This window comes from Bradyrhizobium sp. C-145 (genome assembly GCF_023375135.1).
Lineage (GTDB): Bacteria > Pseudomonadota > Alphaproteobacteria > Rhizobiales > Xanthobacteraceae > Bradyrhizobium > Bradyrhizobium zhanjiangense.
In genome coordinates, this window is the sequence record NZ_CP088150.1 from 1,666,264 (window position 1) to 1,686,879 (window position 20,616).

Annotated in this window: 19 protein-coding genes; 12 read left to right on the forward strand and 7 right to left on the reverse strand. The window is 65.7% G+C overall.

Annotated elements, in window-relative coordinates:
* Nucleotides 1–193: 193 nt before the first annotated feature.
* Nucleotides 194–748, reverse strand: coding sequence for a flavin reductase family protein (locus tag LRP30_RS07820; protein ID WP_128941603.1), 555 nt, complete (start codon nt 746–748; stop codon nt 194–196).
* A 56-nt stretch (nt 749–804) separates the two neighbouring features.
* Nucleotides 805–1,902 (reverse strand): LLM class flavin-dependent oxidoreductase, encoded by a 1,098-nt coding sequence (locus LRP30_RS07825; RefSeq protein WP_128941523.1) that lies wholly within the window; start codon nt 1,900–1,902, stop codon nt 805–807.
* A 217-nt stretch (nt 1,903–2,119) separates the two neighbouring features.
* Between LRP30_RS07825 and LRP30_RS07830 the strand changes: the two genes are divergently transcribed.
* The 3 genes from LRP30_RS07830 to poxB all read left to right on the forward strand — a co-directional run bounded on the left by LRP30_RS07830 (nt 2,120) and on the right by poxB (nt 5,528).
* Nucleotides 2,120–3,034: a 2-dehydro-3-deoxygalactonokinase gene (locus LRP30_RS07830; RefSeq protein WP_249759926.1), complete on the forward strand. Its 915-nt coding sequence runs from the start codon at nt 2,120–2,122 to the stop codon at nt 3,032–3,034.
* A gap of 17 nt (nt 3,035–3,051) precedes the next feature.
* Nucleotides 3,052–3,684, forward strand: a complete 633-nt coding sequence (locus tag LRP30_RS07835; protein ID WP_128931608.1) for a 2-dehydro-3-deoxy-6-phosphogalactonate aldolase — start codon at nt 3,052–3,054, stop codon at nt 3,682–3,684.
* A 107-nt stretch (nt 3,685–3,791) separates the two neighbouring features.
* Nucleotides 3,792–5,528: a ubiquinone-dependent pyruvate dehydrogenase gene (poxB, locus tag LRP30_RS07840; RefSeq protein WP_249759927.1), complete on the forward strand. Its 1,737-nt coding sequence runs from the start codon at nt 3,792–3,794 to the stop codon at nt 5,526–5,528.
* A 51-nt stretch (nt 5,529–5,579) separates the two neighbouring features.
* On the opposite strand, the gene LRP30_RS07845 is transcribed toward poxB, so the two are convergent.
* Nucleotides 5,580–5,945, reverse strand: coding sequence for a hypothetical protein (locus LRP30_RS07845; protein WP_164934992.1), 366 nt, complete (start codon nt 5,943–5,945; stop codon nt 5,580–5,582).
* Nucleotides 5,946–6,012: 67 nt separating this feature from the next.
* Entirely contained in the window at nt 6,013–6,921 is a 909-nt protein-coding gene (locus LRP30_RS07850; RefSeq protein ID WP_249759928.1) for a PaaI family thioesterase, read from the reverse strand.
* 145 nt (nt 6,922–7,066) lie between these two features.
* Between LRP30_RS07850 and LRP30_RS07855 the strand changes: the two genes are divergently transcribed.
* A complete protein-coding gene (locus LRP30_RS07855) occupies nt 7,067–7,387 on the forward strand; it encodes a hypothetical protein (RefSeq protein WP_164934991.1) in 321 nt (106 codons plus the stop codon).
* 211 nt (nt 7,388–7,598) lie between these two features.
* On the forward strand, nt 7,599–8,786 hold the full coding sequence (locus LRP30_RS07860; RefSeq protein WP_249759929.1) for an LON peptidase substrate-binding domain-containing protein: 1,188 nt from the start codon (nt 7,599–7,601) through the stop codon (nt 8,784–8,786).
* A 47-nt stretch (nt 8,787–8,833) separates the two neighbouring features.
* On the opposite strand, the gene LRP30_RS07865 is transcribed toward LRP30_RS07860, so the two are convergent.
* Nucleotides 8,834–10,303, reverse strand: a complete 1,470-nt coding sequence (locus tag LRP30_RS07865; RefSeq protein ID WP_249759930.1) for an amidase — start codon at nt 10,301–10,303, stop codon at nt 8,834–8,836.
* Between the two features lie 635 nt (nt 10,304–10,938).
* On the opposite strand from LRP30_RS07865, the gene LRP30_RS07870 reads away from it, so the two are divergent.
* The 4 genes from LRP30_RS07870 to LRP30_RS07885 all read left to right on the forward strand — a co-directional run bounded on the left by LRP30_RS07870 (nt 10,939) and on the right by LRP30_RS07885 (nt 15,978).
* Nucleotides 10,939–13,275: a Tex family protein gene (locus LRP30_RS07870; protein ID WP_249759931.1), complete on the forward strand. Its 2,337-nt coding sequence runs from the start codon at nt 10,939–10,941 to the stop codon at nt 13,273–13,275.
* 322 nt (nt 13,276–13,597) lie between these two features.
* Nucleotides 13,598–14,125: a hypothetical protein gene (locus LRP30_RS07875; RefSeq protein WP_249759932.1), complete on the forward strand. Its 528-nt coding sequence runs from the start codon at nt 13,598–13,600 to the stop codon at nt 14,123–14,125.
* 97 nt (nt 14,126–14,222) lie between these two features.
* Nucleotides 14,223–14,915, forward strand: coding sequence for a response regulator transcription factor (locus tag LRP30_RS07880; protein WP_091881121.1), 693 nt, complete (start codon nt 14,223–14,225; stop codon nt 14,913–14,915).
* Nucleotides 14,902–15,978 carry a HAMP domain-containing sensor histidine kinase gene (locus tag LRP30_RS07885; RefSeq protein WP_249759933.1) on the forward strand — a complete coding sequence of 359 codons (1,077 nt, stop codon included), beginning with the start codon at nt 14,902–14,904 and terminating at the stop codon, nt 15,976–15,978. Before LRP30_RS07880 ends, LRP30_RS07885 begins: the two co-directional genes overlap by 14 nt.
* An 11-nt stretch (nt 15,979–15,989) precedes the next feature.
* Here LRP30_RS07885 and LRP30_RS07890 read toward each other — a convergent pair whose 3' ends face one another.
* Nucleotides 15,990–16,361: a helix-turn-helix transcriptional regulator gene (locus tag LRP30_RS07890; RefSeq protein ID WP_249759934.1), complete on the reverse strand. Its 372-nt coding sequence runs from the start codon at nt 16,359–16,361 to the stop codon at nt 15,990–15,992.
* Nucleotides 16,358–17,224, reverse strand: a complete 867-nt coding sequence (locus tag LRP30_RS07895) for a S1C family serine protease (RefSeq protein ID WP_249759935.1) — start codon at nt 17,222–17,224, stop codon at nt 16,358–16,360. The genes LRP30_RS07890 and LRP30_RS07895 overlap by 4 nt, the downstream gene beginning before the upstream one ends.
* Before the next feature lie 199 nt (nt 17,225–17,423).
* On the opposite strand from LRP30_RS07895, the gene LRP30_RS07900 reads away from it, so the two are divergent.
* From LRP30_RS07900 to LRP30_RS07910, 3 genes are all read left to right on the forward strand, one after another.
* Nucleotides 17,424–18,389 (forward strand): VOC family protein, encoded by a 966-nt coding sequence (locus LRP30_RS07900; RefSeq protein WP_249759936.1) that lies wholly within the window; start codon nt 17,424–17,426, stop codon nt 18,387–18,389.
* A 63-nt stretch (nt 18,390–18,452) separates the two neighbouring features.
* On the forward strand, nt 18,453–19,328 hold the full coding sequence (locus LRP30_RS07905) for a dihydrodipicolinate synthase family protein (protein ID WP_249759937.1): 876 nt from the start codon (nt 18,453–18,455) through the stop codon (nt 19,326–19,328).
* Between the two features lie 174 nt (nt 19,329–19,502).
* Nucleotides 19,503–20,588: a trypsin-like peptidase domain-containing protein gene (locus LRP30_RS07910; RefSeq protein WP_249759938.1), complete on the forward strand. Its 1,086-nt coding sequence runs from the start codon at nt 19,503–19,505 to the stop codon at nt 20,586–20,588.
* Nucleotides 20,589–20,616 lie beyond the last annotated feature (28 nt).

Here is a 20,616-nt window from a genome sequence, read left to right on the forward strand (position 1 = left end):
ACAGTTTGCGAAGCGGCGCTCTTTCTTCCCCTCTCCCCTTGTGGGAGAGGGTGGCACGCCGCGCAGCGGCGAGACGGGTGAGGGGTCTCTCACCGCGAGTCCAATTCTCGTTTCAATACGCGGATAGATACCCCTCATCCGGCGCTTCGCGCCACCTTCTCCCACAAGTGGAAAAGGGAAGAGGGCAGCGCCCTTACGAAAAATCCGTCCAGCTCAGATGCCGCGAATCGAGGTCGCCGACTGTAACTGTCTCGCGGATTTCGTGGGGTGTATGAAAGCTGCTTCGCAAATAGACCAGCGGCGTAGCCGTCGCTGCGTGCGACACGCCGCGCACCTCGCCGACGAAGATCGAATGCGTCTTGGTTTCGAACTCGTGGGCCAGCACGCAATCGAATGCCGCGACCGCGTCTGTCAGCACCGGCGCGCCGGTCTCGCCGCGCGTCCATTGTCCGAAAGCGAAGCGGTCGTCGCCGTTGACGCCTTTCTGGCCGCTGAAGGTCAGCGCCAGCAGGGCGTGATCCTCGTGCAGGAAGTTGATCGCAAAAGCGCCTTCCTCGCGGATGCGCCCATGCGCGCTGGCGTTGTGGTTGACGCAGACGATCAGCGAGGGCGGATTGTCGGAGAGCGAGCAGGCCGAGGTCACGGTCAGTCCGGTGCGCTTGCCGTGCTCGGCGCCGACAGTCACCAGCGCGACCGCGCCGGCGCATTGGCGCATCGCCTGCTTGAAATCCTTGGCGTCGACCGTCACGCGGAAATCTCCGAAATGATGCGGGTGCGGCACGATCGCGCCGCACCCGCTGCAGGTCAAGCTGCCTTCTTCGCGGAGCCGAGATGCGCCAGGCGCGGCATCACCTCGTTCTTCAGCAGTGACAGCGAGTGGTGCCAGGCTTCCGCCTTGTGCTTGTAGTCGAAGCCGAACACCAGCAGCACGCCGAAGCCGCCGACCTCGTCGTAGATCTTCTCGATTTTTTCGGCGACAGTCGCGGGCGAGCCGACGATCCAGTTCCGCTTGGCGCAATATTCGACCGTGACGTCGCTATCGGGCACGTCGGGCGCGTGCTTGAGATAGTCCTTGAAGCCGAAATGGCCGAGCAGCGGCAGGAAGTACTCGTGCATCATCCGGCCCATCATGTCGCCGGTCGAGAGCTTCCAGGCCTCCTCATCGGTGTCGGCGACGAACACCTCGCGCACCAGCCGCCAGTCCTGCCGGTTCGGTTTGCGTCCGGTCTTGGCGGCGCCGATCTCGACCGAATCCCAATGGCTCGAGACATAGGCCGGGTTGAGGTTGAGGCTCATCGGAATGAAGCCGCGCTCGCCGGCGAGCTTCAAGGTGTCCGAATTCTTGGAGAGCCCGGCGACGCCGATCGGCGGATGCGGCGCCTGCAGCGGCTTGATGTGGGGCTTGAGGAAGTCGAACATCGTGTCCGGCTTGGTCACCGTCCAGAACTTGCCCTTATGGGTGAAGGGCGCAGGTTCAGTCCACAGCTTCAGGATGATCTCCAGCGCTTCGCGAGTCATGTCGCGGTTCTGCCCGCTCATGCCGTCGACGTTGAACATCGCCCAGTCGCTCGGCAGGCCGCTTGCCGCGACGCCGAAATTGAGCCGGCCCTCGGAGAGATGGTCCAGCATCGCCACGCGGTTGGCGAGCTCGGCCGGGTGGTGATAGGGCAAGAGGAAGCCGCCGGGTCCAATGCGAAGCTTCTTGGTCTGCATCAGCGCCTGCGCGATCAGGAGGTCCGGCGTGGGGTTGGGTTCCCAGGGCGCGGTGTGGTGCTCGCCGACCCAGGCTTCCTGATAGCCGAGCTCGTCGAGCCAGCGCATGACCTGCAAGTCCCAGTCGTTCCCTTCCTTCAGGCCGCACTCCGGCGGATGCGAAGGCATCGTGAAATAACCGATCTCCATGGTTTCCTCATCTGATGTTGACGCGTCTTGTCGCGCGGTTCACGGACGTGAGTGGGGACGCTTCAGCAAGCGGTGTGCCAGCGCGGGCGGCGCCGTGGACTTGCGAGAAAAGGCTGGTTTACGGCGGCAATAGCCGATATCCCGGGACGAATTTGCAAGGCGCTGTCTCATTGTCGCGAGACGGCGTCTTGGCCGTGAGACGAGGATACGCGTTGAGATGACCGAACCCGCCTATGTCGCAGTGGACTGGGGCACCAGCAGCTTCCGGCTCTGGCTGATCGATCGTGCCGGCCAGGTGCTGGCGGAACGCCGCAGCGGCGAGGGCATGCTGGCTGCGGCCAAGACCGGTTTTCCCGCCGTACTGCATTCGCATCTTGCGGCGGTCGAAGCTCCGGATCATCTGCCGGTTCTCGTCTGCGGCATGGCCGGCGCCAAAACGGGCTGGGTCGAGGCCGGCTATGTCGACACGCCGGCGCCACTTGCTGCCATCTTGAAACAGGCCGCGCTTGTGCCGGGCGAGGCACGCGATATCCGCATCCTGCCGGGCATCGCGCAGCGCGATGCAAACGCGCCGGACGTCATGCGCGGCGAGGAGACGCAATTGCTCGGTGCGCTCGGCCTCGATGCCGCCGGCGAGGCCCTGGTCTGCATGCCCGGCACGCATTCGAAATGGGTCCGCGTGAAGGATGGCATTGTCGAGCACTTTTCGACGTTCATGACCGGCGAGCTCTTCAGCGCGGTGTCGCGCGAGACCATCCTGTCGCTCGCGGTCGCCGGCGCCGATGACGCCGAGGATGTCGCAAGCTTCAGGGCGGCAGTAATTGCAGCGTTCAAGACGCCGGCCTTCGCCGCCAATCTTCTGTTCACCGCGCGGTCGCGGCAGCTCTTGTTCGGCGGCACGCCGGCCGCAGCGCGCGAAGCGCTGTCGGGCACGTTGATTGGCGTCGAGCTGGCGGCAGGGCTCTCCGGTACCGTGCCGAAAGCAGGCGTCATGTTGCTCGCATCGGGTCGCCTTGCAACGCTATACCGGCTGGCTTTCGACGCACTTTCGGTCGCCGTGCAGCCGATCGATGCCGATGAAGCCGTCCGCCGCGGCCTGTCGATGGCGGCTGCGGCAATCTGGACGAAATAGAAGAAAGGACTCTTGAGATGAGCGTTCCCTTTCCGCCGATGAAGCGTCCGCTGGTCGCGATCCTGCGCGGCGTCAAGCCTGAGGAAGCCGAAGCGATCGTCGGCGTGCTGATCGAGGCCGGCATGACCGCGATCGAGATCCCGCTGAACTCGCCCGATCCGTTCCGCTCGATCGGCACCGCCGTGAAGCTCGCGCCGGCCGGCGTGCTGATCGGCGCCGGCACGGTGCTGACGGCTCAGGATGTCGATCGTCTCAACGACGTTGGCGGCAAGCTCATGGTCTCGCCGAATGTCGACACCGAGGTGCTGGCGCGCGCGCACCAGCACGGCATGGTGACGATGCCGGGCGTGTTCTCGCCGACCGAGGCACTGCTGGCGGCGCGCTCCGGCGCCTCGAGCCTGAAGTTCTTTCCGGCGAGCGTGCTCGGCGCGTCCGGCATTGCGGCGATCCGCGCCGTGCTGCCGGCCGGCGTGATGATCGCCGCCGTCGGCGGTGTCTCCGATCAGAATTTTGCCGAGTATATCAAGGGCGGCGTGACGGCGTTCGGACTCGGCTCCAGCCTGTACAAGCCCGGCATGTCGGCCGCCGATGTCGCCGCGCGCGCGAACGCGACGATCACAGCCTACGATCGGGCGATTGTGAAAGATTGAGCCGGAACAGATACGCCGCAATCGTGTCATAGCTTATTGTGCCTCACGGCATCGCAATCGATGCCTGCACATCATGTGCATGTGATTGGCTGAAGCAGGAGACCGACATGGCGATCAATAATGTGGCCGATCTGTTCGTGGCAACGCTCGAACAGGCCGGCGTCAAGCGCATCTACGGCATCGTCGGCGACAGCCTGAACGCATTTACCGAGGCGCTGCGCCGTCGCGGCACGATCGAATGGATCCATGTCCGGCACGAAGAGGTTGCGGCTTTCGCCGCCGCCGGCGAAGCCGAGATGACGGGCAGCCTTGCGGTGTGTGCCGGCTCCTGCGGCCCCGGCAATCTGCATCTGATCAACGGCCTGTTCGACGCGCATCGCAGCCGCGTTCCTGTGCTGGCAATCGCGGCGCAGATCCCCTCAGCCGAGATCGGCGGCGGCTATTTCCAGGAAACGCATCCGCAAAACCTGTTCCGCGAGTGCAGCCATTATTGCGAGTTGGTCTCCGATCCGAGCCAGCTTCCTTACGTGCTGGAGAATGCGATCCGTGTGGCGGTAGGCCTTCGCGGTGTCGCCGTCGTCGCCATGCCCGGCGATGTCGCTTTCCGCAGCCCGCCGAAGCGCGCGCTGTCGACGACGCGCGGGCTTGCGCTGGCAGCGCCGAAGGTCGTGCCGCAGGCCGATGAGCTGAAGGCGCTTGCGGATCGCCTGAATGGTGCCGAACGCATCACCTTGTTCTGCGGCCGTGGCTGCGCCGGCGCGCACGCGCCGCTGATGCAGCTTGCGGAGACTCTGAAGAGCCCAATCGTGCATGCCCTCGGCGGCAAGGAGCATGTCGAACACGACAACCCCTACGACGTCGGCATGACCGGCTTCATCGGCTTCTCCTCTGGTTACGCGGCGATGCACGCCTGCGACGCGCTGGTGATGCTCGGCACAGATTTCCCCTACAAGCAGTTCTTCCCGACCGACTGCCAGATCGCACAGATCGACATTAGGCCGGAAAATCTGGGACGGCGCTGCAAGATCGATCTCGGGCTCGTCGGCGACGTCAAGCTCACCATCGAAGAGCTGCTGCCGCTGCTCAAGACCAAGTCGCAGCGCAAGCATCTCGACGATGCCATCGCGCACTACAAGAAGGCGCGCGAGGGGCTCGACCAGCTCGCCAGGGGCACGCCGGGAGCCAAGCCGATCCATCCGCAATATCTGGCAAAACTCATCAGCGACCATGCGACCGACGACGCCGTGTTCACCGCCGACGTCGGCACGCCTACGGTGTGGGCCGCGCGCTATCTCGAGATGAACGGCCGCCGCCGTCTGATCGGCTCCTTCGTGCACGGCTCGATGGCCAACGCCATGCCGCAGGCGATCGGCGCGCAGGCTGCACAGCCCGGCCGCCAGATGATCTCGCTGTCGGGCGACGGCGGCTTCACCATGCTGATGGGCGACCTGATCACGCTGACGCAGATGAAGCTGCCGGTGAAGGTGATCGTGTTCAACAACGGCGTGCTCGGCTTCGTTGCGCTGGAGATGAAGGCCGCGGGCTTCGTCGATACCAATGTCGATCTGGAGAACCCTGATTTCGCGGCGATGGCGCGTGCGATGGGCGTCTTTGCGAAGCGCGTCGAGGACCCCGGCGAACTCTCGGGCGCGATGAAGGAGGTGCTGGCCCATAACGGGCCGGCGCTGCTCGACGTCGTCACCGCCAAGCAGGAGCTGTCGATGCCGCCGACCATCACGCCCGAGCAGATCAAGGGCTTTAGTCTGTGGGTGCTGCGCGCCGTGATGAACGGCCGCGGCGACGAGGTGCTCGACCTCGCGAAGACGAATCTGTTGCCGCGCTGAATATGCCTGAGATGGCTCTTCACCTCTCCCGAAGGAAGAGTGGGAATCGCGCTAGCCCCGCTTCATCGAGGGCGCGGGCATCCGCTCGTGGCGGCGCTGGAAGCGCTGCCAGTGCAGCACGATGCCGATCAGCAGCGCCGGCACGAAGCCGAGCATGATCAGGAAATGCGGCAACTCCTTCGGCGAGATGAAGGCGATCGCGATGTCCGAGATCAGCCAGAGCGCCGCGAACATCACCGCAAAATCCGTGCGCGGGCAGCGCAGGTAGTAGAACACAGCGGTGACGACGATGGCGGGCCCGATCGCAATGGCGATCATCACCGCCGTCAGTTCCTTCGGCGTCAACGCGTCGAGCACCATCGATGCCAGCAGCCAGAGTGCGGCGAACATGGCGATGATGTCGAGCGGGTGCCGCAAATCAATACCTCTCGCCGGGAACGCGCTATCGTTGTGTCCTGCGCCCCGCCCGTCAAGTAAAATACGCCTATTCCTCGTCACTTCCAGGCGTCGGCCGCAACATGAAATGACCGAAGGCCGTGGCGATCGGCTTGTTCGCATCGTCCTGCCACGCCCGCGCCTCAAAGGCCACGATGCGGCGGCCCTGCTTCACGATCGAGACGTTGGCAAAGGTGTCGAGCGCACGGCCGGAGCGCAGATAGTTGACGGTGAGGCCGATCGGTTTGGGCGGCGCGGCGGTGCCGAGCTCGCGCGCCACCCCGATGATCGCGGTGGTCTCCAGGAAGGCGCCGGTCATGCCGCCATGGATCGCGGGCAGGATCGGATTGCCGATGATCTTCGGCGAGAACGGCATCGTCAGCGTGCCGTCGTCGTTGACGCGAATGCCGAGGCAGCGCGCGAACGGGCTATTTGCGAACGGACCAGCCGGATCCTCCGGCGCCTCCAGCGTCGGGATGCTGCGCGCATCCATCCTGCGGTCGGCGAGCATGTTGGTGCGGTTGGCGCCGATCATGAAGCAGGCCGTCGCGGTCGCGACCGGATCGTCCTCGGACTCCTGATAGGCGGTAGAGCGAACGAAGGCGATCGAGCGCGTGGTGCGATAGCAGACCGAATGCGCCTTGATGTCGAGGCCCGGCGTCGCCGGCTTCTGATAGTCGATGCGCAGGTCCAGGGTCGCGATCGCGCGCGTGCCGTCGAGCGCGAGCTGCACCGCCATGCCGCAGCTCTCGTCCAGCATCGCGGTGACGACACCGCCATGCAGAACGCCGGTCTCGGTGTCGCCGACGAAGACGGGACGGTAGGGCAGGCTGGACCAGGCCTCGCCGGGTGCGAAGCGGTCAAGCTGGAGCCCGCTGATATGGCCGTAGTCGGAGCGGCGGCCCTTGATGGCCTCGGCGAGTTCCTCGAAGGGGAGCGTGGTAGGTATAGCGGACATGACGATGTTCTAGACCAGTGCCGGGCGCCGCGCAAAACCCCGAATAGGCGCCGCCGGTCTGCCTCGGGCGGTTTGGCCTCGACAGGGCGGGCCGAAGCGACGATGGTGGGTGCTTCGTTCGTTCGACTAGCCGCAAGGAGCGCCCATGACCGACCCCGAAACACCCTCGACCGCCCAGGGGCCCGTCACCATTTCGACCTCCAGCTCGGAGCGGGCGCCGATCATCTATTTCGACGGCGCCTCCTGCTTCGGCCACCACAACGGCGCGATCCAGATCGAGCTCGCCGCAAACCTGCTGATGCCGGTCGGCGCCGCCGTCAGGGTCGACGTGGTCCAGACCGCGCACCTGCGTTGCAGCGTGGCCGCAGCGCTGGCGCTGCGCGAAGCGCTCGACAAGGCGCTGGCGATGTACAAGCAGGGGCAGCAGCAGCCACCGACGGAAGAGATCCCCGCGGTGAAGAATTGAGATCGCAATTGACAGCGATTTATCTTTGCGCCACCTTCCGTGCAGGTTGATACGACCTGCCGGTTGCACCCTCTGTGGAATGGTGAACGTATCAAGCCTTCATTGGCCTCCCCTTTGCCCGAGCGTCCGGGTCAGCAATGCAACCGCCTGATATATCTGGATCGCTCATGCAGAGGACGAACCGATGCGCGATTTTCGCGATGCCAAGGCTATGGCGCAGACCCTGCGCGAATCCCTGACCACCAAGGCCGTCACCATCAGTCACAGCGAAAGCCTCGAACTGGTATCGAGGATGCTGGGCGTTGCAGACTGGAATACGTTGTCGGCAATGCTTCACGCCGAGCGTCGTGACGCGTCTGTCCCGGCGGCACAGCTCAAGATGACAACGGCGTTCTATCCGGCCGTTCCGCTGCGCGATCTCGTTCCATTCCCGAATACGACGTACCCGCTGTTCGTGGGTCGCGAGAGCACCGTCCAGGCCCTTAACCAGGCGTTTGAGAGCGGACGGGAGGTCGTGCTGGCGATCCAGCGAGAGGCAGCCGTCGACAATCCCCGATTTTCCGATGTCTACGAGATTGCCACCCTGGCCCAGTTGCTCGAACTCGAACCGCTAGCCGATGGCACGTTTAGGGTCCTGACACGAGGGCTTCGGCGTGTCGCGCTTCGCAGCTTTGCAGCTGAAGCGGCGGCCTATCGGGCTGAGGTCGTTGACGTCACCGAAGCAGCGGCCCGTGATGCCCGCGATCTGATCCGAAGCATCTATCAGCGCTTCCAAGATTACACGGCGGCTCACGGAATTCTTGTGCCAGACATCTGGCTGTTCTTCGATCAAACCCGTGATCCCGGACAGATCGCCGATGTCGTCGCGACGCGCATGAAGCTGCCCGTCGGCGACAAATACACGCTGTTGGCGACGCTCGATCCCGTGAAGCGGCTCGAGCAGATCGAAGCGCTGCTTGACCTGTCGCAGCGCCCGATCTCAGTGAACTACGCGGCCACAAGACGGCAGGCGCTCCATCACGCCGATCGGCGACGCCATCGATACGCGACGCTTGAGCATTTGCTGCTTGCTCTGATCGAAGATGCTGAAGCATCCGCTGTGATGCGCGCCTGTGATGCAGATCTTGGCGGACTGAGACAGGGCCTTGAGCAATATCTCGATAACGAGCTCAAGCACACCGTGACCGAGACCGAGAGCGCCGAGCCTACGGCGGCGTTCAAGCGCGTCGATCAGCGCGCCGCGCTCTACGCGCAAGAGGTGGGCTATGCCGCGGTGACCGGTGCCAACGCGCTCGTCGCCTTGTTTGCGGAAACACGAAGCCCGGCGGCGCGCTTGCTTGCAGAGCATGGCGTCTCGCGTGGGCGTGCCGACAAGGCAATCGCGCGAGGCGTTGGCTAGGCGAGCAGCAATCCAGGCGATCGCATCATCAATGCGATCGCCAATCCCTAGCCCACATGCACCTTCGGCTTCTTGCCGCCGTTCCACTTGCCGTCGAGCGCGCGCTCGATCTGGGCGGCGAGTTGCAGCAAGAGGCCGTCATTGGCCTGCTTCGCAATCGCCTGGATGCCGAGCGGCAGGCCGTGCTCGTGGGTCGCCATCGGCAGCGAGATCGCCGGCATGCCGCAGAGATTGGCGAGCGGCGTGAAGGCGAAATTGCGCCAGAGATTGCCGAACCAGTCGAGCACATCGGGATTGTCGGAGATCGTGAGATATTCCGTGGTGCCGACCTTCGGCGTCGGCAGCGCGGTGACCGGCGTCAGGATCACATCCCACTGCTCGAAGAAGGCGCCGAAGCCGCGGGAGGTCGTGTTGAACACGCCTTGCATCTTCGCGCGCTCGGCGAAGCTCGTGTGCCGCCCGGCTTCCCAGATGCGGATGTTCACGGGCTCGATCAGATCTTCCGGCGGCGTCGTTAGCCCGCGCGCGGCCAGCATGTTGGAGATCACTACCGCAAAGTTGGAGATGTAGCAGGTGGTCTGCGCCGCGAACGCGCCGCGGAAGTCGAGTCCGGGCAGGGCGTAGTCGACGTGATGGCCGAGTCCTTCGAGGAAGCGGCCCGCCTTCTCCAGTTCAGCTGCGATGTGCGGCGTCGCGGTGTAGTCGCCCCAGGTGTGCGACAGCGCGATCCGGAGCTTGGTCGGATCGCGCTTGATCATCTCGCAATAGGGCTGCGCCGTGGTCCAGAACGGCATAAACTCGCCGGGCGCAGGCCCCCTTGCGTGATCGACGAAGGCCGCGGTGTCGCGCACGCTGCGCGACTGGCAGCCCTGGATCGAGACAAGACCGGTGAGATCGGACATGTGCGGGGCGAGCGAGAACACGCCGCGCGAGACCTTTAGCCCGATATTGCCGTTGACGCCGGCGGGAATGCGGATCGAACCGCCGCCGTCGGTCGCATGCGCGATCGGCACCACGCCGGCCGCGACCATCGCGGCGCTGCCGGCCGACGAGCCGCAGGTGGTGTAGTCGGTATTCCAGGGATTGCGCGTGACATAGACGGCGGGATTATCGGCCGAGCTGCACACGCCGAATTCTGGCGTCGTGGTGCGTCCGATCAGGTTGAGGCCAGCCTGGCGGAATTTGCCGGTCAGGAAGGTGTCGGCGGCCGCGCGATTGCCGCGCATCAGGAGCGAGCCCATCTCCTGGAGCCGGCCCTTCATGGTCGGTCCCAGATCCTTCATCAGGAAGGGCAGGCCGGCGAACGGGCCGGAGAGGTTGGCGCCGTCCTTGGCGGGATCGGCGATCACGTCATCGAACAGCTCGACCACGCCCGACAGCGCCGGATTGACCTTGGCGACGCCCGCCGCGGCCTGCCGCGCCAGTTCCTTCGCGGTCAGCTCGCCGTTGCGGACGCGGGCGGCCAGCGCCACGCCGTCGTGCTGCGCCCATTCACTCCAGCTCATCGGCAAAGTCATGTAGTCAAATCCCCTTGATGCGGCGTCACCTTCCTTTCGCAAGGAACCGCGTGAATCAACCGAGCTGGCGCGAGGGGCAGGGTTGCGTGGGGCGGAGAGGTCGGGGACGCAGAGCTGCCGGCTGTATCAATCCGACAGTCGCGCGATCGCTGCAACCGGCCCGCCGCCGGACACCGTAGCCCGCGGGCTCAATGGAGCATGTCCCTCGCTCCGTCATTGCGAGCCACCGGGTCCGCGCGAAGCGCGGCCCGATGACAGGCTCCGCGAAGCAATCCAGAGTCTCCCCGCGGTGGGATTCTGGATTGCTTCGTCGCATCAGCGCAAAATTGCTCTGCAATTTTGTCGCGAGCTGTTCGCCATGACGGCGCGGAGAGAGCGGGCGCCGCACTCCGCTCTCGTGCCCCGGACGCATCGCCGCATCGCTTGCGCGCTGCAGCGCGTCCGGGACACGAGAGCACAGCACGAACACGTCGTCCTCCCAACGATTGTGGCGAGATCGCATCGGTTCAACAAAAAATCCTCTGTCGACGGCCATCCGCCACACCTTGATGAATCAACCTCGGTTGGTTCATAAGCGGCGTCCCGTGGCCGGTGGTTCGCCCCTGCGTCGCGTGCTTGCATAGAGGGATTCTCGCGTGGCAAATATCAACCAGAAAATTGCGCAGGAGCTTGGGGTTCGCGCCGAGCAGGTCGAGGCGGCGGTGACGCTGCTCGACGGCGGCGCCACGGTTCCCTTCATCGCCCGCTACCGCAAGGAAGCGACCGGTGCGCTCGACGACGCGCAATTGCGCACCCTGGAGGAGCGCCTGGTTTACCTGCGTGAGCTCGAAGACCGCCGCAAGGCCATCCTCGAATCGGTCCGCGAACAGGGCAAGCTCGACGCGGCTCTCGAAGCCAGCATTCTCGCCGCCGACAGCAAGGCACGCCTCGAAGACATCTATCTGCCGTTCAAGCCGAAGCGCCGCACCAAGGCCGAGATCGCCAAGGAAGCCGGCCTCGAGCCGCTCGCCAATCAGCTGATGGCGGAGCCTGGCAATGATCCCAAGGTCGTAGCCGAAGCCTTCATCAACGCCGAGAAGGGCGTTGCCGATGCCGCTGCCGCTCTCGACGGCGCCCGCGCCATCCTGGTCGAGCGCTTCGACGAGGACGCCGACCTGATCGGCGCGCTGCGCGAGGAGATGTGGACCAATGCGCGCATGGCCTCCAAGGTGCGCGACGGCAAGAAGACCGAGGGCGAGAAGTTCGCCGACTATTTCGATTTCTCCGAGCCGCTGACGAAGCTGCCCTCGCACCGTATCCTCGCGATGTTCCGCGGCGAGAAGGAAGAGATCCTCGACCTGCAAATTCAGGCCGAGGCCGAGGCGCCGCCGCCCGGTGTGCCCAGTGCCTACGAACTGAAGATCATGAAGCGGTTCGGCATTGCCGATCTCAAGCGCCTCGGCGACCGCTGGCTGATCGACACCGTGCGCTGGGCTTGGCGCACAAAAATCCAGGTCCATCTCAACATCGACCTGCGCATGCGGCTGTGGAACTCGGCCGAGACGGAGGCCGTGCGCGTGTTCGCCTCCAATCTGCGCGACCTGTTGCTGGCGGCGCCCGCCGGCACCCGCGTCACCATGGGGCTCGATCCCGGCTACCGCACCGGCGTCAAGGTCGCTGTCGTCGATGCCACCGGCAAGGTGGTCGATACCACCGCGATCTATCCGCACGAGCCGCAGCGGCAGTGGAACGAGTCGCTGGCGACCCTTGGCAGGCTTGCGCTGAAGCATCGCGTCGAGCTGATCGCGATCGGCAACGGCACCGCCTCGCGCGAGACTGACAAGCTCGCGGCCGATCTCGTCAAGGGCCTTCCCGAACTGAAGATGACCAAGATCGTGGTCTCGGAAGCCGGCGCCTCGGTCTATTCGGCCTCGGCTTTCGCCTCGGAGGAATTGCCGGGCCTCGACGTCACCCTGCGCGGCGCGGTCTCGATCGCGCGGCGGCTCCAGGATCCGCTTGCCGAGCTGGTCAAGATCGAGCCCAAGGCGATCGGCGTCGGCCAGTATCAGCACGACCTCGGCCAGGCCAAGCTCGCCAAATCGCTCGATGCCGTGGTTGAAGACTGCGTGAACGCGGTCGGGGTCGACGTCAACACCGCCTCCGCGCCGCTGCTGGCGCGCGTGTCGGGCGTCGGCGCAGGCCTTGCGCAGAGCATCGTGGCGCACCGCGACGCCAACGGCCCGTTCAAATCGCGCAAGGCGCTCAAGGACGTGCCGCGGCTCGGGCCGAAGGCATTCGAGCAGTGCGCGGGCTTCCTGCGCATCCTCGGCGGCGAGGATCCGCTCGACGCCTCCGGCGTGCATCCGGAAGCCTATCCGGTGGTGCGCCGGATTCTCGCGGCAACCAAGAGCGACATCAAGGCGCTGATCGGCAGCAGCGAGATCGTGCGCACGCTCAAGCCGAAGGATTTCGTCGACGAGACCTTCGGTCTGCCGACCGTCACCGACATCCTGCGCGAGCTCGAAAAGCCCGGCCGCGACCCGCGCCCGGCGTTCAAGGCCGCGGTGTTCAAGGAAGGCGTCGAGGAGATCAAGGATCTCAAGAAGGGCATGATCCTCGAGGGCACCGTGACCAACGTCGCCGCCTTCGGTGCCTTCGTCGACATCGGCGTGCACCAGGATGGCCTCGTGCACATCTCGGCGATGTCGAAGAATTACATCAAGGATCCGCGCGAGGTGGTGAAGCCCGGCGACATCGTCAAGGTGAAGGTGCTGGACTTCGAGGTCGCCCGCAAGCGCATCTCGCTGACGCTGCGGCTGGATGACGAGGTCGGCGCCAAGAAGGACGCGCCCGGCATGCAGCGCGACAACAATTCGCGCAACAGCGCACGCATGACCTCGTCGGCGCCGCGCAAGCAGGAATCCTCCGGCGGGGGCGCGCTTGCGGAGGCGTTGCGGCGTGCAGCCGAGAAGAGCGGCGGCAAGCGGGTGTGACCCCTTAACCTCTCCCCGCCCTTTGCGGGGAGAGGTCGGATCGCGTCAGCGATCCGGGTGAGGGGCAGGGCACTATGGTGCCGAGACGGGAATCCATCCGACTCGTCGGATATCCGGCTCATAACTCAAATCGAATTTGCCGAAGCACCCCTCACCCCTCCCTCTCCCCGTAAGAACGGGGAGAGGGAGTGACAGAGCGCCGCCTCCCTGACACCCGCGTCAGAATCTGGCGCATTTGTAAGTTGATGGGGACAGCGCATTCGCTTCTCCTGATCCTCCTCGTGCAGCGGGACTAGCGCTGCACTGCAAGGAGGATCTTCCGATGAAGAACAGGCTTCTCACAGGGCTAGTCGCAGCGGCAGTGGCTGCGACGCTGGCGGCCGCGGCGCCCGCGCTCGCGCGCGGCGGTTTTGGCGGTGGCGGCCATGGCGGCTTTGGCGGCGGGCATTTCGGTGGTGGCGGCATGCACGCCGGCGGCATGGGCGGTGGCATGCATGTCGGCGGTATGGGCGGGGGCATGCGAGTGGGCGGCATGGGCGGAGCTCATTTCGGTGGCGCCCGCTTCGCCGGTTCCCCGATGGCCGCTCACGCGGCGATCGGGCCGCGCTTTGCCGGTGCGCCATTCGCGACCCGCGCCGCGTTCGGCCCGCGGTTTGCCGGCACGGCATTCCACGGCAGGCCCTTCATTGGCCGGCATGCCTTCTTCTTCCGGCATCATCGCTTCCACCGCTTCGCCTTCATCGGCGCGCCGTTCGTCTATGCCAACTATTACGACGACGGCTGCTGGCGCAGGAGATGGACGCCCTATGGCTGGCACTGGGTCAATGTGTGCGGGTACGATTGGTACTAGCATCGCCGTACCGCACCATTGTCGCGGTCGCCACCGGGCGGTTCCGCTCAGCCCCGGGACGGGATAGTCTGGTGGCGATCGTCGCGCGGAGTTTTGCATGACCGGAGGTCACCGCCGCATCCTGGTCGTCGAGGACGATCCGGAAACCGCAGGCCAACTCGTCGAGGAACTGACGACCTCCGGTTACGAGGTCGATCTCGCAGCTAACGGGCGCGAGGCCCTGAGCCATGGCGCCGCGCGCGATTATGCCGTGATCACGATCGACCGCATGCTGCCCGACATCGACGGCATCACCGTGATGCGGCAGCTGCGCGACGACGGCATTGCCGCGCCGTTCCTGATCATCTCAGCGCTCGGCGAGGTGGACGACCGCGTGCGTGGCCTGCGCGCCGGCGGCGACGATTATCTCGTCAAGCCGTTCTCGTTCGTCGAGCTGCTCGCACGGCTGGAGGCTCTCGGCCGCCGCAGCGAGACCATTGCCAAGGAAACGCTGATTCGGGTCGGCGATCTCGCCATCGATCTGATCGCGCGCAGTGCCAGCCGCCGCGGCCGCAAGATCCCGCTGCTGCCGCGCGAGTTTCAACTGCTCGAATATCTCGTCCGTAACGAAGGCCGCGTCGTCTCCCGCGCAATGCTGCTTCAGCACGTCTGGGACCTGCATTTCGATCCCTCCACCAACATCATCGACGTCTATGTCGGACGGGTCCGCCGCAAGGTCGACGATGCCCAGGACTATCCGCTGATCCACACCATCCGCGGCATCGGATATTGCCTCCGTGCTCCTGGCTAAGACGCTCCGCTCCTCGACCTTCCGTCTGGCGCTGATCGCGATCGCGGCGTTCGGGCTGATCGTCGCGGCCATCATGGCGTATGTCTATTTCGGCACGCTCGCCTATGTGCAGAGCCGGCTCGGCACCGTCGGCGATCATGACGGCTTCACCGGCATGATCGAGCTCGCGATGGCCGCGGTCGCCGTGCTGCTTCTGGTGCTCGCCGGGCTCGCGGCGGTGCTGGTGACACGGCGCACGGTCGGGCGGATCGAGCAGATCAACGCCACCAGCCGCGCCATCATGCTCGCCGGCCTCGACCAGCGCATTCCCTTGCGTGGCAGCAACGACGAATGGGACCGCGTCGCCGAAAACCTCAACCAGATGCTCGACCGCATCGAGACGCTGATGGGCGAGGTCAAGCAGGTCAGCGACAACGTCGCCCACGATCTGCGCACGCCGCTGACGCGCATGCGCGGCCGGCTGGAGAAGGCCTATCACACTCCGCGCAACAGCGAGGCCGACGCGGCGCTGATCGGCGACACCATCGCCGATCTCGACGCCGTGCTCGGCATGTTCGCCTCCATTACGCGGATCTCGGAGATCGAGACCCGCGCCCGCACCGGCGCCTTCCGCGCGCTCGACCTCGCCGAGATCGCCGGTGAGGTCGTCGAGCTCTACGATGCCGCGGCCGAGCAGGTTGCTACAAAGCTAAGCCTCGCCAGCGACCGCGAGGTGCCGGTGACCGGCGACCGCGACCTCTTGTTCGATGCCATCGCCAATCTCGTCGACAACGCGATCAAGCACGGCCGCAAGGGCGGGCAGGTGACCGTCACCTGCCGCAGCGCCGATGGCTGCGCGGTGATCGCGGTTGCGGACGACGGTCCGGGCATTCCCACCGAGGAGCGCGATCACGTGTTCAAGCGCTTCTACCGGCTCGAACAGAGCCGCTATACGCCGGGCAATGGCCTCGGCCTCAGTCTCGTCGCTGCGGTCGCGCGCCTCCATAGCGCCGAGATCGCGCTGCACGACAATGTGCCGGGCCTCACCGTCCGGCTCAGCTTCAAGGCGGCATCAGCGACGTGAATCGGACGGCATCAGAGCTCGATCACGCCGCGGCGAGCCGCATGCGCGACCGCGTCGGTGCGGCCGGTGGCATCCAGCTTGTCGAGCAGCGAGCCGACATGAAATTTCACGGTATGCACGGAAATACCGAGCTGGCGCGCGATCATCTTGTTGGAGGATCCCTCGGCCATCAGCGCCAGCACGTCGAGCTCGCGCTGAGTCAGCGCGATGTCGCCGGGCATGATGCGCGGATCGCGGGCGACAACCGTCGCCGCGGCGGCTTCGCCAAGCGCGGCGAGGCGAAGTCCGGCGATGGTGCCGAGCAGCTTGGCGAGGCGATCGGCGAGGGCTGGGTCGTCGATCTCCAGGGCGAGCACGATCTCCGGCGCGTTGTCCTCGCTCACGCCTCCGGCCTCTCGCCGATTGTGACCTTGAAGCTGACCGGTTCGCCACCGCGGCGCGCCGCGATATCGACCACCGTGCCGACGCTCGAAGGTCCCATCGTCCGCGACAGCGCGCGCACGCCGGACAGTTTCTGGTCGTTCACCGCCACGATCACGTCGCCCTGGCGGATGCCAGCCGCGGCCGAGGGCCCGGCTTTGTCGACATTCATCACCATCGCGCCGATCCCATCGTCGAGCCGCACCGGCTGGAGCCCGAGACCGAGATAACCGCGCGCGATGCGGCCGCGCGCCTCAAGCAGGGGCGCGACGCGCTCGATCGTCGCACTCGGGATCACCAGCACCCGCCGCGGTCCGAGCACGGCCATGCCGAAGGCGTCACCCGATGCATCGAGGGCAAGGCCCCCCTGCTGGCTACCGCGCAGGCGGACGTCGAGCTCGATCCGCGCATCGATGTCGCCGCCGCGCAGGCTGCGCCAACTCTTGCCCGACGCCGATACCATCCCGAGCGCCGCACTCGGCGTATCGCGGTTGGTTGCGACGACGATCGACAGCGTTCCTAGCGCAGGGACCGCTGTGGTCAGCTTGACCGGGGCAATGGCGGCCTCAGTGCGCAGTAGCGCGATGTCTGTCGTATGGTCGCGGCCGGCGACCGTGGCGGCCACTCGGCTGCCGTCGGGAAGGCCGATCTCGACCGAGCCCTCGTCGGCCAGCGCCTCGTCGGCGGTGACGATCAGACCAGGCTTCCAGACAAAGCCGGTCGCGCGGGAGCGATGCGAATGCACGGAGAGGACGGACGGCGCGGTGCGCGCCACCACGTCCGCGAGCGCGGACGATAGCGAAGACAGAGGAGTGGGGTCGGTCATGGCAGGCTCCTATAGCTGTCTTCAATCTGGGACGTCACAGGCATTTGCGAAACTGGCCGGGTGGCCAGGACATATGGGACGGCCGGGCCTCCGCAGCGCCGGCCGACGAACATGTGATTGGGAGCCGCTCACGGGAACGTGTAGCAATCGGCCTGACATTGCGCCGTACGGCCTCAACCATTTCCGCGAGCCCTGACTGATGACCCTCGATCTCACCCGCCGCACCCTGCTTCAACTTGCCGGCGCGACCTCGCTCGCAATGGCGGCCGCAGCCGCGGCGCGCGCCGAGGGGAATGCACAGGGCGGCGGGCCGACCTATGCCAGCCGCACGCCGATGCGGGTCGGCATGGTGACGCTCCGGGTCAAGAACCTCGACAAAGTCGCTGACTATTACCGCGATGTGATCGGGCTCACCGTGATGGAGCGCTCGGCGGCTGGCGCGAAGCTCGGCACGGCCGGCATCACACTGCTGGTCCTGGAAGCCCGTCCCGAAGCAGCCATCGAGCCGCGCAACGCCGCCGGCCTCTACCACACCGCCTTCCTGATGCCGACGCGGAAGGATTTGGCGCGCTGGCTGGTAGCAGCCGCCGCGCATCGCGTGCCGCTGACGGGCTTTGCCGATCACCTCGTCAGCGAATCCGTCTATCTCGACGACCCCGAAGGCAACGGCATCGAGGTCTATGCCGACCGCGATCCCTCGCAATGGCAATGGAGCGAGGGCAGCGTGAAGATGGCGACCGACGAGCTCAACATCCCCGATCTCTTGTCGCTGACCAACACGCGCGTGGCCGATTATGCCAGTGCGCCGGACGGAATGCGTATCGGTCACATGCATCTGCGCGTCGGCGATCTCGCGCGGGCCGAGAGCTTCTATCACGGCACCGTCGGCCTCGACCCGACCCGCCGCCGCAATGGCGCTGCGTTCCTGTCGTCGGGCCGCTACCACCACCACCTCGGGATGAACGTCTGGCAGAGCCAGGGCGCCGGCCAACGCGACGATCAGGCCACGGGGCTCGCCTGGTTTTCGCTGGTCATGGAAAAGCAGGAGCTGCTTGCCGCGCAGGAAGAGCGCCTGCGCAAGGGCGGCGTGAAGGTCACCACGCTCGCCGACGGCCTGGAGGCGATCGATCCCTGGGGCACGCGCGTGCGCTTGCTCAAGGTTTGATCGCCGGGGCGGGCATTGGTAATACCCGTCGGGTGCCAGCCAGCCTTCCGGAGCTTCCCCGACATGTCCGAATTCCACGGCGTCTTCCCTTATCTGGTCTCACCCGTTGATGTCGACGGCGCGGTGCGGACGAACGTGCTCGCAAAGCTCTGCGACGATCTGATCGGCGCCGGCGTGCACGGGTTGACGCCGCTCGGTTCGACCGGCGAGTTCGCCTATCTCAACGCCGCTCAGCGCATGGCGATCGTGCAGACCACGATCGAGGCGGCCAACGGCCGCGTGCCTGTTGTCGCGGGTGTCGCCTCCACCTCGACGGCGGATGCGGTGGCGCAGGCGAAAGCGTACCAGAAGCTCGGTGCAGACGGCATCCTGGCGATTTTGGAGGCCTACTTCCCGCTCGCCGATGCGCAGGTCGAATCCTATTTCCGCGCCATCGCCGATGCCGTGGACATCCCCGTCGTCATCTACACCAATCCGCAATTTCAGCGCTCCGATCTCACCCTCGATGTCATCGCGCGCCTCGCCGCGCATCCGCGCATCGGCTACATCAAGGACGCCTCGACCAACACCGGGCGGCTGCTCTCGATCATGAACCGCTGCGGCGATGGCTTGCGCGTGTTCTCGGCCTCCGCCCACATTCCGGCCGCGGTGATGCTGATCGGCGGCCGCGGCTGGATGGCGGGGCCCGCCTGCATCATCCCGCGCCAGAGCGTTGCGCTCTACGACCTCTGCAAGGCCGGTCGCTGGGACGAGGCGATGACGCTGCAGCGCAGGCTGTGGCGCATCAACGAGGCCTTCGCCCGCTTCAACCTCGCCGCCTGCATCAAGGCCGGGCTTTCGATCCAGGGCTACGACGTCGGCGATCCCATCCCGCCGCAGACCGCGCTGACGGCCGAGCAGCGGGGGATCGTGGAAGCGGCGTTGCGGGAATTAGCATAGCCGATTGTCACGCGGCAATATGTCCTCGGACGCCCTGCCGAAAGCAAAGCCGTTCCCTATCTGCCTTGGTCAGGAAACTTCCAGCCGCCTGCGACGTTGCTGCGTGAGCGAGGTCCGCCATCTCATGCATGTGCATTCCGAACACTGCTTTCAGCACACACCGCGGTGATCGCCATGAATCGTCGATACGGAATTGCCGCGGCAGCTCTTGCCGCTCTGCTGCTCGTAATTACTGCTGCGAAAATCCAGCATGCGCCATGGACCACTCCCACTGCGCGAGCCGTCGAACAGCGCGGGCCGCTGTCCGAGGCCGAAACGGCCACGATCGACATCTTCGAGCGCGTGTCTCCTTCGGTTGTTCAGGTGGCGGCGAGATCGGCGGCCAATCCTCTCATGGGTGAGGAAGGCCAGGGCGGCGCTTCCGGCACCGGATTCGTCTGGGACCGCGAGGGTCACCTCGTGACGAACAATCATGTCGTGGCCAATGGCGGCGAGATCGCCGTGCGCTTTGCGTCGGGAGAGGTGGCCCAGGTGGACCTTATCGGCACGGCCCCCAATTACGATCTTGCGGTCCTGCGAATCCGAAGCGTGCGCGAACTCCCTCCGCCGGTGGCGCTCGGCAGTTCGAGCGACCTGAAGGTCGGGCAATCCGCCTTCGCGATCGGCAATCCATTCGGGCTGGATCAATCGATGACCAGCGGCATCATCAGTGCCCTCAAGCGCAGGCTTCCGACGCATGGCGGCCGGGAGATTGCCAATGTGATCCAGACTGATGCCGCGATCAATCCAGGCAATTCAGGCGGGCCGCTGCTGGATTCCGCAGGCCGCCTGATTGGTGTCACGACGGCGATCATCTCACCGTCCGGCTCGAACGCCGGCATCGGGTTCGCGGTGCCGGTCGATGTCGTGAACCGGATTGTCCCTGAGCTCATTCGCAACGGCCGGGTGCCAACGCCCGGCATCGGCATCGTCGCCGCCAGCGAGGATGTTTCGACGCGGCTTGGCGTCGAAGGGGTGATCGTGGTGCGGACGGCCCCCGGCAGCCCTGCCGAACGGGCAGGGATTCGCGGTGTCAACTTATCGACTGGAGCGGTCGGAGACATCATCACCGCGGTCGAAGGCAAGCCGGTGCGGCGCCTCGCCGACTTGTCGGATGCGCTGGAGCAGGCGGGGGCCGGGAAGACCGTCCGCCTCACTGTCAAGCGCGGCTCGGACACCCGCGACGTGAATGTGGGCATCATCGACATCGAGCGTTCCTGACCTCGCAATCTGCGCGGCCAAAGGAGGC

Excerpts from the sequence above, each read along its gene's own strand:
- LRP30_RS07825 (WP_128941523.1), bottom strand. The coding sequence starts at position 1,902 with ATGGAGATCGGTTATTTCACGATGCCTTCGCATCCGCCGGAGTGCGGC.
- LRP30_RS07830 (WP_249759926.1), top strand. The coding sequence starts at position 2,120 with ATGACCGAACCCGCCTATGTCGCAGTGGACTGGGGCACCAGCAGCTTC.
- LRP30_RS07835 (WP_128931608.1), top strand. The coding sequence starts at position 3,052 with ATGAGCGTTCCCTTTCCGCCGATGAAGCGTCCGCTGGTCGCGATCCTG.
- poxB (WP_249759927.1), top strand. The coding sequence starts at position 3,792 with ATGGCGATCAATAATGTGGCCGATCTGTTCGTGGCAACGCTCGAACAG.
- LRP30_RS07850 (WP_249759928.1), bottom strand. The coding sequence starts at position 6,921 with ATGTCCGCTATACCTACCACGCTCCCCTTCGAGGAACTCGCCGAGGCC.
- LRP30_RS07855 (WP_164934991.1), top strand. The coding sequence starts at position 7,067 with ATGACCGACCCCGAAACACCCTCGACCGCCCAGGGGCCCGTCACCATT.
- LRP30_RS07860 (WP_249759929.1), top strand. The coding sequence starts at position 7,599 with ATGGCGCAGACCCTGCGCGAATCCCTGACCACCAAGGCCGTCACCATC.
- LRP30_RS07865 (WP_249759930.1), bottom strand. The coding sequence starts at position 10,303 with ATGACTTTGCCGATGAGCTGGAGTGAATGGGCGCAGCACGACGGCGTG.
- LRP30_RS07875 (WP_249759932.1), top strand. The coding sequence starts at position 13,598 with ATGAAGAACAGGCTTCTCACAGGGCTAGTCGCAGCGGCAGTGGCTGCG.
- LRP30_RS07880 (WP_091881121.1), top strand. The coding sequence starts at position 14,223 with ATGACCGGAGGTCACCGCCGCATCCTGGTCGTCGAGGACGATCCGGAA.
- LRP30_RS07895 (WP_249759935.1), bottom strand. The coding sequence starts at position 17,224 with ATGACCGACCCCACTCCTCTGTCTTCGCTATCGTCCGCGCTCGCGGAC.
- LRP30_RS07900 (WP_249759936.1), top strand. The coding sequence starts at position 17,424 with ATGACCCTCGATCTCACCCGCCGCACCCTGCTTCAACTTGCCGGCGCG.
- LRP30_RS07905 (WP_249759937.1), top strand. The coding sequence starts at position 18,453 with ATGTCCGAATTCCACGGCGTCTTCCCTTATCTGGTCTCACCCGTTGAT.
- LRP30_RS07910 (WP_249759938.1), top strand. The coding sequence starts at position 19,503 with ATGAATCGTCGATACGGAATTGCCGCGGCAGCTCTTGCCGCTCTGCTG.